At 56.2% G+C, this 12447-nt stretch carries 12 protein-coding genes; 9 read left to right on the plus strand and 3 right to left on the minus strand.

Annotation, left to right across the window (positions count from 1 at the left end):
• Positions 1–377: 377 nt before the first annotated feature.
• Positions 378–1193 (plus strand): Cof-type HAD-IIB family hydrolase, encoded by an 816-nt coding sequence (locus tag L248_RS11070; protein WP_022530316.1) that lies wholly within the window; start codon positions 378–380, stop codon positions 1191–1193.
• Here L248_RS11070 and mscL read toward each other — a convergent pair.
• On the minus strand, positions 1190–1564 hold the full coding sequence (mscL, locus tag L248_RS11075) for a large conductance mechanosensitive channel protein MscL (RefSeq protein ID WP_022530317.1): 375 nt from the start codon (positions 1562–1564) through the stop codon (positions 1190–1192). The two genes, L248_RS11070 and mscL, sit on opposite strands and share 4 nt — an antisense overlap.
• 149 nt (positions 1565–1713) lie before the next feature.
• On the opposite strand from mscL, the gene L248_RS11080 reads away from it, so the two are divergent.
• The 6 genes from L248_RS11080 (at position 1714) to L248_RS11100 (ending at position 8368) form a co-directional block, all read left to right on the plus strand.
• Positions 1714–2658 carry an AAA family ATPase gene (locus L248_RS11080; RefSeq protein ID WP_425423456.1) on the plus strand — a complete coding sequence of 315 codons (945 nt, stop codon included), beginning with the start codon at positions 1714–1716 and terminating at the stop codon, positions 2656–2658.
• A 5-nt stretch (positions 2659–2663) separates the two neighbouring features.
• Positions 2664–3698, plus strand: a complete 1035-nt coding sequence (locus tag L248_RS11085; protein ID WP_155828645.1) for a DUF58 domain-containing protein — start codon at positions 2664–2666, stop codon at positions 3696–3698.
• The gene (locus L248_RS15345) at positions 3695–5941 is read left to right on the plus strand and encodes a transglutaminase TgpA family protein (protein WP_022530320.1); all 2247 of its coding nucleotides are present in this window, start codon (positions 3695–3697) and stop codon (positions 5939–5941) included. Before L248_RS11085 ends, L248_RS15345 begins: the two co-directional genes overlap by 4 nt.
• A 4-nt stretch (positions 5942–5945) precedes the next feature.
• Positions 5946–6455 (plus strand): NUDIX domain-containing protein, encoded by a 510-nt coding sequence (locus tag L248_RS11095; protein WP_022530321.1) that lies wholly within the window; start codon positions 5946–5948, stop codon positions 6453–6455.
• A 320-nt stretch (positions 6456–6775) separates the two neighbouring features.
• A complete protein-coding gene (locus L248_RS15920; protein ID WP_155828646.1) occupies positions 6776–7087 on the plus strand; it encodes a hypothetical protein in 312 nt (103 codons plus the stop codon).
• A 69-nt stretch (positions 7088–7156) separates the two neighbouring features.
• Positions 7157–8368 carry a hypothetical protein gene (locus tag L248_RS11100; RefSeq protein ID WP_022530322.1) on the plus strand — a complete coding sequence of 404 codons (1212 nt, stop codon included), beginning with the start codon at positions 7157–7159 and terminating at the stop codon, positions 8366–8368.
• Positions 8369–8535: 167 nt separating this feature from the next.
• Here the strand turns inward: L248_RS11100 and yidA are convergent, their stop codons facing one another.
• Positions 8536–9354 carry a sugar-phosphatase gene (gene yidA / locus L248_RS11105; RefSeq protein ID WP_022530323.1) on the minus strand — a complete coding sequence of 273 codons (819 nt, stop codon included), beginning with the start codon at positions 9352–9354 and terminating at the stop codon, positions 8536–8538.
• The gene (locus L248_RS11110) at positions 9341–10717 is read right to left on the minus strand and encodes an HD domain-containing protein (RefSeq protein WP_022530324.1); all 1377 of its coding nucleotides are present in this window, start codon (positions 10715–10717) and stop codon (positions 9341–9343) included. Before L248_RS11110 ends, yidA begins: the two co-directional genes overlap by 14 nt.
• Before the next feature lie 148 nt (positions 10718–10865).
• Here L248_RS11110 and L248_RS11115 point away from each other — a divergent pair, with 148 nt between their 5' ends.
• The gene (locus L248_RS11115; RefSeq protein ID WP_022530325.1) at positions 10866–11309 is read left to right on the plus strand and encodes a YwiB family protein; all 444 of its coding nucleotides are present in this window, start codon (positions 10866–10868) and stop codon (positions 11307–11309) included.
• Positions 11310–11397: 88 nt separating this feature from the next.
• Positions 11398–12024 carry a DNA-directed RNA polymerase subunit delta gene (rpoE, locus tag L248_RS11120; RefSeq protein WP_052000029.1) on the plus strand — a complete coding sequence of 209 codons (627 nt, stop codon included), beginning with the start codon at positions 11398–11400 and terminating at the stop codon, positions 12022–12024.
• Positions 12025–12447: the final 423 nt, after the last annotated feature.

A 12447-nucleotide genomic window follows, 5' to 3' on the forward strand; every position in this document is an offset into this window, starting at 1 on the left:
CTTGTCCGATCGTAAAGTCTTCGATGTCAGTACATAATCGCCGGAGGTGGCCTCCTGGATTTCATACTTCCGGCAACTTCCATAACGTCCGTCCAGGAGGCTGCCAGGATTACCTGACGAGCGAGATGTTTCCAGTCTCCGAGAATGTAGGGTGACGGAGGGCGGAGCAGATGGGGGCTCAGCTGAAAATTGTTCTTGGCGGCTTTGCCGCCTAGAACAAGGCCGAGCTTTAAGACCGCGCGCACTTTGCGCGGGCTGCATAAGCTTTTACAGACTGTCTAACAAAACTGTTGCACATCAATCTGCGGAGCCCGTAGTCACCCGGGCCAGCGCCAGACAATTGCGTATTACCCAGATGTAAGAAAGGACACAACCTCATGACTATCCGACTCATTGCCATCGACGTCGACGACACGTTACTGACCTCGCACCAGACCATCAGCCCAGGAACGAAAAACGCCCTGCGCGAAAAACTTGCGCAGGGGGTGAAAGTGGTACTGTGCAGTGGGCGGCCGCTGGCCGGGGTGCGGCACTTTATGACCGACCTGGGCATCAGCGGTCATGACCAGTACGTCATCACTGGCAATGGCGCCATTATTGAGACCGCCGCCGGGCGTATTCTCCAGGCCCAGGTGCTGGACCGGCAGGATTACTTGGCCCTGGCGGACTTTGCGGCCACCCACCAGGTGCCCTTCAATGTGCTCGATACCCATTCTCGCATTTATACCCCGGACCGGAATGTGGATCGCTGGACCGTGGTCCAGGCCGCAGAAAATTTTGCCGGCCTGTATATTCGCCAACCAGCTGAGATGCCTGCGGACTTCCAGATGCTGAAGGCGGTCTACGTGGGTCGGCCGGATCAGCTGGATGCCATTCAGCCCGCCGCCGAAGCGGCCTTTGGCGACCTGTTCTACGTGGTTCGGGCGAGTGATAACTTCTTGGAAGTGATGCATCCCGGCGTCGACAAAGGGGCCGCGCTGCAGCAGTTGGCGACGCTCTTGCACCTGGCGGCGGCCCAAGTGATGGCTATCGGCGACGGAAATAATGATGTCCCCATGCTTCAGTGGGCCGGGACGGGCGTCGTGATGGGCAACGGTACAGAGGCCGCCAAGGCGGGCGGCGATTTCATCACGCGTACTAATGATGAGGAGGGAATTGACCACGCCCTCCAACACTTCGCTGACCGTTTTTAGTCCTGCTCTTTTTTAGCCAACAAGTCTCGAATTTCTCGAAGATAATCTGTCTCACTGGGCGCCGGCGGTGCGCTTTCCACCGCCGGTCGCAATTTATTGATGGCCTTCACGATGAGGAAGATGACGAAGGCCGTGATCAGGAAGGTGATGATGGATTGGAGAAAGGCGCCGAACCGGAATTGGGCCTTGCCCACCGTTAAGATGAGGCTGTGCTGGAGATTGATGCCGCCAATGAATAAGCCGATGAGCGGCGAGAGGATGGTGTCGTTCAGGGCGGCGACGATGGCGTTGAAGGCGCCGCCGATGAGAACGCCGATGGCCAGGTCGATGACGCTGCCGCGGGTGATGAATGTTTTGAATTCTTTGAGCATGTGAAGTTCCCCTTTCTGCAATGAATACCCTTATCCTCAGTATACGAAATTGCCCCGGCCGGCCGCACCTTATGGAACCACTTTCTGCCCTAAATCCGGTACAATGGAGTTATACATCATGAAGAGAAAGCGAAGTGCGGATCGTGATCATACAAGACAGTGTCAGCGCCAAAGAGTGTATTGATGCCATCGCCGCCAACGTGGAGCAGACGGTGATCGGCAAGCCCCAGCAAGTGATGCTGACGATTGCGGCGATGCTGGCCGGCGGCCACGTGCTGTTCGAGGATATTCCCGGGGTGGGGAAGACGACCCTGGTGCGCAGTCTGGCCAACGCCTTGCAGCTGCCGTTCCAGCGGATTCAATTCACACCGGACCTGCTGCCCAGCGATATTATCGGAGTAACCATCTACGATGAGGTCCAGCATGACTTCTCATTCCGTCAGGGGCCGGTGTTCACCACGGTGCTGCTGGCGGACGAGATCAACCGGGCCACGCCCCGGGCCCAGGCCGCTCTGCTGGAGGCGATGGCCGAGCGGCGGGTGACGGTGGATGGGACCACCCACCAGCTGAGTCCCGACTTCTTCGTCCTAGCGACGCAGAACCCGACGGATTACGAGGGGACCTATCCGCTGCCGGAAGCCCAGATCGATCGCTTCTTGTTCCGGTTATCCCTGGGCTATCCGGATGAACGGGCCGAACGGAAGCTGCTGGCGGGGACCGACCCGGCAGCCCACATCAACGACGTGCCGCCGGTCATCGATGCAGCCGACTTGCAAAACTTGAAGAATATGGCGACGTACGTGCATATCAGCGACGCCTTGATTGATTATGCCTGGCATCTGATCGATGCGACCCGGCAAGACCCGCGGGTGCGGCTGGGCATCTCGCCCCGGGGCGGAATGGCGCTAGTCAGTGCGGCGAAGGCTTACGCCCTGTGCATGGGCCGGGATTACTGCTTGCCGGATGACTTCCAGACGGTCATTGGTCCGACCTTCCACCACCGGCTCGTGCTCAACCAGACCACTGTGGGGGAGGACCCGGTGCCGGAGATTATTCAAGACATCCTGCGTCAGACCAGCGTACCGACAGTGTGAACGCCATGGCCAGACTGAAACGGATCCTGGTCTTTCTCTTGTTTGGCGGCGTATTGGGCGGCACGTTCCTGCTGGCAGCGGTCTTTAACACGGCGATGATCTGGGCGGTTTGGTACGCCTTCGTATTCGTTTTTTTGCTGTGCCTGCTGCAGCTGGTATGGCCCTTGGCCGCGGTGCAGTGGCAAGTGCAGCGGGCAGAAAGGCCCGCCGATACGCCGCTGCTCCTCACCGGCACGGTGACCAACCGCCATTGGTGGCAGTGGCAGCCCCAGCTGCGGGTCGCTGCGGCTGACGGTTGGGGGACACCGGCCACGCTGCTCGGGCGGCACCGGGTCTCAGTGACATTACATACCCGCCTGGCCCGCGGGGTTTATTCCCAGATAAAAATCCCGGTCCAGGCGACTGACCTGTTGGGTCTGCTGAGCAAGGGCCGGCGGGTCAAAGTGCCGGTGGCTCTCGTGATCTATCCCCGGGTACCCGCCCGGGCGGTCCGGCAGCTCCTGCCCACGCTGAATCTTCTCCGTGCCCATCAGCTGGCCGGCCTCGCCGACCCTTATTCGTTAAAAGGGTATCGCCGGTACATTCCGGGGGACCCGCTGAACGTGATCGACTGGCGGGTGACGGCTCGGGCCGGGCACATGATGATCCGGGAGCTGACCCCCGAGCCGACGCCGTTCATCCATGTCGTGTTCAACCGCACCGCCGCGAACTTCAATGAAGCGGAGTGGGCGCTGTTCTTTGGCGTCCAGCAGGCGACCCGGAATTGGACTAACGTCTGGTTCTGGTGGCCGGCGTCGGAGGGCGGCTGGCAGCATGCCCACGAGCTGACCAGCCGGTTGGCGGCGGCTTATGTGCCGCCCGCGACGGCACCGGCTTGGACCCCCGCCGTCAATAACACCCTGCGCGGGGCGACCATCGTCGTTCTGGGCCCACCCATGGCCAGTCCGGCTGCCGGGGTGCGGGTCGTGCCAGTGGCCGTAGGACCGGACGGCCAGTTGGTTGGCGGCGTTATCGAGAGAAAGGAGCGGGCAAGCTCATGAATCATGCCGCAAATCGCTTTTTAGGCGCGCTGGGGATCATTCTCCATGCGCTGCTGCTGGTCTTGGCCGTCCCGCCCTTTGTCAAAGTCAACCACTTGGCCGCGGCGTGGCCGCTGTATATCTATATCGGCCTGGCCATTCTCTGTGTCCTGCCCTGGCGCTGGCAGACCCGCTGGTGGCCGGCGAGCATCATTGGTCTGATGGCCGCCGCCTTTGTCCCGGTCTATCTGTTATTCCCAGGGCGGGGACCGCTCTCGGCCGCCTGGCTGCCGGCACTGGTCGGCCGCTTCCAGGATAGCTGGCAGAGTTATTTCATGCGTTCGTCAGCCACTGTGCCGCCGCTTCTCAGCCTGGTGCTGATTTTAGCGGTGGTCGCACTGCTGACCATTTTGTATGTCCGTTACCATATTTGGCCGGTGACGCTGATCGTCATCGTACTCTATCTGTGTGCCGTGAATATTTTCAACGGCGACGATCTGACCGTCACGATCCTCCAGCTCTTTCTCACCGCCGTCGTGCTGGCCTTGGTCGATCAACTGCAGAAACAGCGGCTGCGCTGGCCGGTCGTCGCCGTGGCGGCGGTCATTGCCGCCGCGGCGGGCGGGGCCTTGCAGGCCGCTGGTGCCCCGCATACCACGCTGAGTGCGGTCACCACTCCGCTAGTGGACAATACAGCCCTGCTGCGCAGTGAATTGAATACTGCGGGCTTCTTTCAATCGCTGGAACGCTTCGGCGCGGGGGATGCCCGGACGGGGTTCTCCGAGGACGATACCGACTTGGGCGGCCCGCTGTTCGACGACAATTCGGTGGTCTTCACGGCCACGGATTACGAGGACCATTACTGGCGGGTCGAGACCAAGGACGAATATACCGGCCGCGGCTGGATCGCCAGCCTGGGCGACCAGATCGCCCGCCTGCGGGCCCTGCCCACACCGCTGCCGGCAGCGGGGATGACAGCGGCAACGGCCAAGACCAAGCATCCGCTGACGATGGCCTTCACCCAAGCGAGCGATTACGTGCCCCTTCCCTATGGCCAGCTGACGTTGGATACCGTGGATGACCAGCAGCGTAACATCTTCATCGGTTGGGCGCCCAGCCGCAACCGCCTAATTACTGGCGGCCGGATGCGGCCCTTCGCCGGTGTCCGGGAGCTGACCGGTACATACCAGAAGTATCAGTACACGATCAGTCAGTTAGAAAATGCTCAAAATCCCACGACGACGGCGGCGCCCAACCAGTTCAAAGCGGACCTGGCCCTGCCTAAGAGCGTGACCCAGCGGACCCGCCGGCTCGCCTTATCACTCACCAACAAGGCCACCAGCTACTATGGTCAGGTGACGGCAATTCGCGATTACCTGCGGGACGGTATTCAGTTCGTGTACTCCAAAGTCGATACTCCCCGGACGCCCAAGGGCCGGGATTACGTCGATTACTTCTTGTTTTCCAGCAAGACGGGGTACTGTGATAACTTTTCTTCCGCCATGGTCGTCCTCTTGCGCAGTGCCGGGATTCCGGCCCGCTGGGCAAAAGGCTTTAACGGTGGGAACCAGGTCGGCAGCGTCGGCGGCGGCCGGTACGAGTATGAGATCCTCAATTCCGCCGCCCACTCGTGGCCGGAGGTCTACTTCCAGGGCATCGGCTGGGTCCCGTTTGAACCGACACCCGGGTTCATCAATCCTGATGAACGCCAGCAGGCCAGCCAAGTCAACGCCGACCAGAGCCCCACGGCGGCGTCTGCCAGCAGCAGTTCAGCCAGCAGCAGCAGTGCCGCGGCCCGGCGCAACGGGCAGCAGGCTGCGAGCAGCAGCAGTGTTCAAGCTGCGGCCAGCACCAGCACGGGCACGTTACCTTGGCCGCTCATCGCTGCCGCAATCGCAACCGGCTTGCTGCTCATCGCTGCTGGCCTGGCCTTCTGGCAGCGCCGCCGCTTGCAGCTGCGCTGGACCCAATGGCGGTTGCAGCGGGCCGCAGGCAAGCCGTTTGCGGCCGTCTTCCGGCACTTCGACCGCCAGGCTCGCCGCTGGCAGGCCCGCCCGACGGGGGAAACCCTGGCCCGCTATTACACGCGCTTGACCAAGCACTTGGGACTGGCGCCGGACACGTTAGCGCCGGTGGTTGAAAACGCCGAATACTTGCTTTACAGTGGGACCAACGCCCCGGCCCCTACGGTCACGACCGCCGAATTGACGGCCATGACGACGGCATTAGCCGCCATGCAGCCGGGCAAGAAGAAAGAGAGCTGATTCGATGACCACGAAGATTCCCACTTTTGGCACATTACCTGCCGGCATGCCCTACGCCACCCGGATTGGGGCGTACGTCGTCATCCCAGACGCCGCCCGCCAGCGCATCCTGACCTTGGCCGCACCGAACGGCGCCTTGATCCTGCCCGGGGGAGAAATGGAACCTGGCGAAGACCAGGAAGCCACCTTGACTCGAGAACTGAAGGAAGAATTCGGGGTGACCATCGCCCCGCCGACTTACCTGGGCGAAGCCGCTGATTACTATTATTCCCGCCACCGGCGGACGGCCTATTACAACCCGGGCTACTTCTTCGCCACCACCGACTACAAAAAAATAGCCCCCCCGTTGGAGGACTTCAATATTCTTACCTGGCAGCCCATCGTCATCGCCCGCTTCGCACTGAAACGCGCTTCCCACCGGTGGGCATTGGACCAGTGGCTGGCGGGTAAAGCATCTTCAAACGTACATTTTTACCGACAGAGACCTGATGAATCAAGAGAAATCGAAGGATAAGTTTATCATTCGAGAGCTGGAGAAGATGCCAGAACCTTATTAGCAACTGATTTAATCCGCAAAATAATTATCAGCCGTGTTCGTGTTTAAACTGCCTGTTTTACAACTGAAGTTCAAATAATTGACATTCCTAGAAAATCGGTTCAAGATTCGCAGTAGGCGTTGAAACGCTTGCAATCTGTCTGCCCGTGGGGAAAGGAGTTTTAGCAAGACAAGCACAAGTAATCACTTGTGAAGTAGGGATGTTCAGCGTGCAAACTTCAATTGATTTACACCTATGATCATGATTTTGTTGCGTGCAATTACAGGAGGTAGAAAACATGAAGAAGATTCTTTCTTTAGGGGCTTCCCTTTTGGTTGCAGGTGGATTGGCCACGGGCATTGTTACGCTAGCACAATCATCTTTATCCGCGCAAACAACTGTCTTAGCAGCATCCGATCCGGCGCCAGTATTGAAGGGAAAATATTTCATGTGGCTGCCATTTCCCCCGCCACAGTATTTACCAGTCGGACAAATGGTTGAAATTAATGGGAATTGGTATGCTTCGCGGGGTGCACAACGTAATGAGTTCCATGGGGTTGTGGATGGCTATGTTGCATACTATACTGGTACGTTTTCACTAGCTAACTAAACAGAAGTTGTAGAGAGAGGATACCCGTGCTGCTTCTTTGTACGGGTATCCTTTCGTTGGAGGCATACTATGTACTTCAAGCTGTTACAAAAAGAAATTGGTTTCAGGAAAATAGCCGCCATATGCTTAATAACCATTACTATGTTGAGTGTACTATTCTGGATTCAAATTGAACAGCAACACAATTACATCGAGTCGTATCGTGGTCGACTTGTTAAAAACATTTCCTCACTGCCTGCGGCTGGCAAAAAAACACAAGACGATGCATTTACGTTGGGTTCTAAGTACGAGCTGACACAACTTAATGCGGGCCCAATACCATATGCGCAAGCCTACTTAAAAAGCCTGGAGAAATCAAAAAAGCCAATTAACGAGAGAACATCCAACGCAAAGCAAATTGTGAGTAGAGCAACAGGCACTTCTCTATCAGGTCCGGCATTCTCGCAAACTGAACTTGACAACACTATCAAAGAACTCAGTTGGGTTCTAAAAAGAGACATAACACCCTTTTACCCGTCAAGGCAACTGCTAGATGAGTTGACTCCTACACGATACACCGGTGATCCAGATAAATATGATGAGACTGCTCAGGTCAGCGGAGCCCGATTTTATACGAATGGCTGGTATTTTGTTTGGTATGTGGTCCATCAAAATATACCACAGATTTTCATCATTTTAGGTGTTCTATTGCTTGGGTTAACGTTTGCAAATGAATTGAATCCCGCACATCGACATATTTTACTTCTAGCAACTAACGGTATCGATTCAATTCACTTATGGGCTGAACGTTGGATTCTGGACATCGTGGTAATTGTCGCTGCCATTACTTTTTCAACAGCCATTTTTCTTTTGGGTTCTCTGATTGTCGCTCGGGGTGGAAGCTTGCAATACCCAATTGTTTTGTGGCACATCAATGGCAAGCAATCATTCATGGGCCTGGGAACAATATTGACACGTGGGGGATGGTTGCTCATTATGTTCACAATGCTTGGCGAATCTGTACAAATGTTCTGGAGTGTGATTACCCGCAATGCTCTGCTGACGACAGTGCTTACTTTGCTCACAATCGGGTTGGGATTCTTTGTGCAACACGTCAGTTGGCTGCCGTTCACGTATTTCAATGTTGGGGAAACGATTAACGGTTTTACTTTTTACCGTATGGGTAGAGGTTCCTTTGAGCAAGCCATGCTTGTTGTTGCAATTTGGAGTGTTGCCATAGCGGCTGTATCCTTGTTACTTTTGTATAGAAATAGGAAATACGCTTACGATTTTGAAAAATAGGGTTTTGAAATTCGGATATTTCTTCTGAATTATCAACCGAAGTACAATGCTGAGGGTTATAAAAAAAACAAAGAAATACCCAACGGTTCCGGACTCGGGTTAGGTTTGCAGTATCCCGTTTCCATGCTCTGCGAAGGTCAGAAGTTACTTTGTCTAAAAACTGCTATTTACGCGTTCAGCACCAATTTCTCCAACATCTGGGCCACACCATCATCCACGTTCGATGCCGTTTCTAGCTGGGCCTTGGCCTTCACCTCAGCAGTGGCATTAGCCATAGCGATACCCGTACCGGCCGCTTCGATCATGCTCAAGTCGTTGCCCTGGTCGCCGAAGGCCATCACTTGGTCCATCGGCACGCCCAGCCGCTTGGCCAAGCCCTTCAACGCATTACCCTTACTTGCGTTCGGATTCAGCACTTCCAGAAAGAACGGCTCCGACCGGACGAAGTGGTAGCGCCCCTGGAATTCCTCAGGGATACTGTGAGAGACTTTCTCCACGATGTCCGGGTTGTCGATGAACATCACCTTCGAGAAGCGTTTGCTGGGGGCAAAGTCGTCGATCGTCCGGTAATGGATAGGCATCTGCACCAAGTAACTCTCGCCGACGGAATAGGGGCTGATGTCCTTGTTCGTGGTGTACATAAAGTGGTCGTCTTCGGCGTGCATGTGGCTGCCTAGCTTGCGGGCCAGATATTCCAGGTCAATGAAGTCGCTCAGCGCCAGGGTATGGCGGACCAGGACACTTTCGTCGGCGGTCTTTTGGACCAGCGAGCCGTTGAAGGTAATGACGTAATCGTCAGGGCCCAGCAGGTCCAGTTCTTCTAAGAAGTGGCGCACGCCGGTCATTGGCCGGCCGGTGCAGATGACCACGTGGACACCCTTGGTCTTGGCGGCTTTGACCGCGTCAATGGTGCGCGGGTTCAGTTGGCTATGTTCGTTGAGCAGCGTGCCGTCCAGGTCGACGGCGGCAATTTTATACGTCGGCATCAGTTGTATCCTTTCTTCCTTGGGGCGCCGCGATGGCGCCGTTATGAATGTAACTCTGGAACTCTTGGTAGATGGGCGTGAACAGCCCGCCGTCGGTCTTCGTCAGCATCTCCTTGGGGAAGTAGAAGCGCTCGTCCCCGGTGGAGCGGCCGGCGATGGCGGCGACCAGCATGCTCAAGGTAGAAAGCTCGCGCAGGCTGCCGTCCTCGGCCATGATCTCGATCTGGGTCTTCGGTTCCTTCGACGACGGGTCGTAGGCGTCATAGGGCAGGTCGTAGCTGTCGTTCAAGGCGGCATAATAATCCTTATCGAAGCCGGCCTGACTGATCAGATCGCGCATCTTGGGAATCAGCCCGCGGGTCTCCTGGGAATAGGTGACGGACTTGAAGGGCTTGCGGTCCAGGAAGCGGTGGGCCAGGTCGCGCAAGGTGTCGTCCGGGTCCTCCCGCCAGTAGATGAAGTACGTGTTGAGCACGCCGTCGTCCAGATTCAGGTAGTCATGCAGGGTGAAGTCGTTCTCGAAGAAAGGCACCAGCAGTGTCGGGGTCAACTCGCCCAGCTGGTGGTGTTCGTAGAGAAATTTAGCCCGCTGGAGCAGGTGCTGCAAGACCACTTCCATGCCCCGGGAAACGGGGTGGAAGTAAACTTGTTGGTACATCTGGAAGCGGCAGATGATGTAATCTTCCACTGCGTGCATGCCGTCGCTTTCGAAGGCGATGCCTTGGGCGTAGGGCCGCATCACCCGGAGGATCCGGGTGACGTCGAACAGACCGTACTTGGTGCCGGTGTTGTAGGCGTCCCGCAGCAAATAATCCATCCGGTCGGCATCGATCTGGCTGGAGATCATCTGCACCACTTGGGGATTGGGATAGGTGTGGGCGATGACGCTGGCCACCTGCTCCGGGAAGTCCGGGGCGATCCCCCGCAGGACCTGGTTGACTTCCGTTTCCGGCGACGTCAGGATCTCGGTGGTGATATGCTCGTGGTTGGTCCCGAAGATGTGCTCGAACGTATGCGAATAGGCGCCGTGGCCGATGTCGTGGAGCAGTGCTGCACACAGCGCCACCAACCGGTTCGCATCATCGTCCCAGAGGCCGTCGCCGGGCTCTTTGGTGGGGTAATTATGTTTGAAGTTATCACAGATCTGACGGGTCAGCTCGTAGACGCCCAGCGAATGGGTGAAGCGGGTGTGCTCCGCCCCGTGGAACGTGAACGAACTCGTCCCCAGCTGCTTGATCCGGCGCAGCCGCTGGAATTCAGTGGTGTTGATGAGGTCCAGGATCACTTTGTGTTCGACGTGGATATAATTATGCACAGGGTCGCGGAAGACTTTCTCCCGCGGCAATAGCGGTGAAGAATACATACTGCGTCCTTCCTTAATAGGTGCCAGTTGTCAATTACGCTCACCATTATACCACGGGCACAGAGACGGCTTGAGCCGAGGCGGTGACGCTGCCGGCCGGACTGCTGTAGAATAAGGATAGGAAGACAGTGAGAAAGGAAGTGCGATCGTGGTTCTTGAATCAGCGATCCCCATTAGTATTCATCTGGAAACGAACATCGTGCAGAAAGGTGAGGAGACCCACCACGTCTACGATGAGGCGGGGACCCTGGCCCAGGTGGGTGACAACATTTACTTGCGCTACGAGGAAAGCGGCGATCATGACGACAACCAGCCGGTGACGCTGAAACTGATGAGCAACGGCGACGTCCAAGTGACCCGGGGCCGCTCCGCGGGGGACACGTTCTCCAAGCTGTTCTTCAGTGACGGCAAGCGGATCATCGCCACCTACCGGACCCCCTACGGCATGTTGTCGATTGAAACCCTGACTCAGACACTGCGGGTCCGCCTGCGGGAGGATCCTCTGGCGGGGCAGATCGACATTGCGTACCAATTACTGGCGGGCGGCGAATATTTAGGTGATTATCAGCTCCAATTGATTTTCCATGCCTAGCAGCGTATGATGGACAGAAGACTGTGAAAGGACGTGTATCCGCTTGAATCTTGACGTTTTTAAGGGCGAAAATAAAGACGAACTGTCGATGATCGAGGTTGCCCACGCCATTCTCAAACAGCGTGGCGAGACCATGCCGTTTGCTGATTTGGTCAACCAGATCCAGAACTACCTCGGCAAGAGTGACGAGGAGATCCGGGATCGGCTTTCTCAATTCTATACGGATCTGAATGTCGACGGCAGCTTTATCTCCCTCGGGGACAATGTCTGGGGCTTGCGCTCCTGGTATCCCTTCGATTCGGTGGACGAAGCGGTCAACCATGGCGACGAGGACGATGAAGACCGGCCTCGGCGCAAGAAGCGCAAGAAGGTCAATGCCTTCTTGGCCGACGTGGACAGTGACGATGACGTCATTGACTACAACGACGACGATCCCGAAGACGACGATTTCGATGATGACGACGATGAAGACGACACCGATGACGATGACGACACGCCTGCACTGAGCAAATTGGCCAAGGACGTGCCGGCTGACGACGATGATACCGACGACAGTTTGGCTGACGGTATCGAAGGTCAGCTGCAAGAGTTCTCCGATGATGATGACGACACCGATACCGCCAGTGATAGCGATGACGATGACGACACACCGGATTTCTCTGGTGACGATGACGATGATGACACCGACAGCGATGATGACGATAAGGACGATTAAGCATCGCGCTTGACGTCTCTGTAGATTTTTAGTAGGATACTTTTTGGGCACTCTATATGTAGAGTAGCGGTTGCAGGCTCCCTGTTCTGTTTTTGAAGGAATAGGGAGCTTGCTTTGTTTTATTGGTGTTCCCGGCATTCAACACACACACTGACTAATTGATGAAGGAGTACGGAATGTTTACCAAAAAGATCATCAAATATGGACAAATGGTGTCAGATACTGGATAGATTGAACTAAGGGCACACTGTTACTCTTGGAAATGGTGGGATATGTAGGGTTTTAGTGTCGAGCACTTTTAATTGCTGGATGTGTTTCCTTTTGTTAAGCTAGAAGTGTAATAAAACAAACGTTCCCACTTCTTATTCAGCTTAGCGGAGGTGTTCCCCATGCCGGTCAAAACCCACAAGATCCGTCTCTATC

The organism is Schleiferilactobacillus shenzhenensis LY-73 (assembly GCF_000469325.1).
GTDB classification, from domain to species: domain Bacteria; phylum Bacillota; class Bacilli; order Lactobacillales; family Lactobacillaceae; genus Schleiferilactobacillus; species Schleiferilactobacillus shenzhenensis.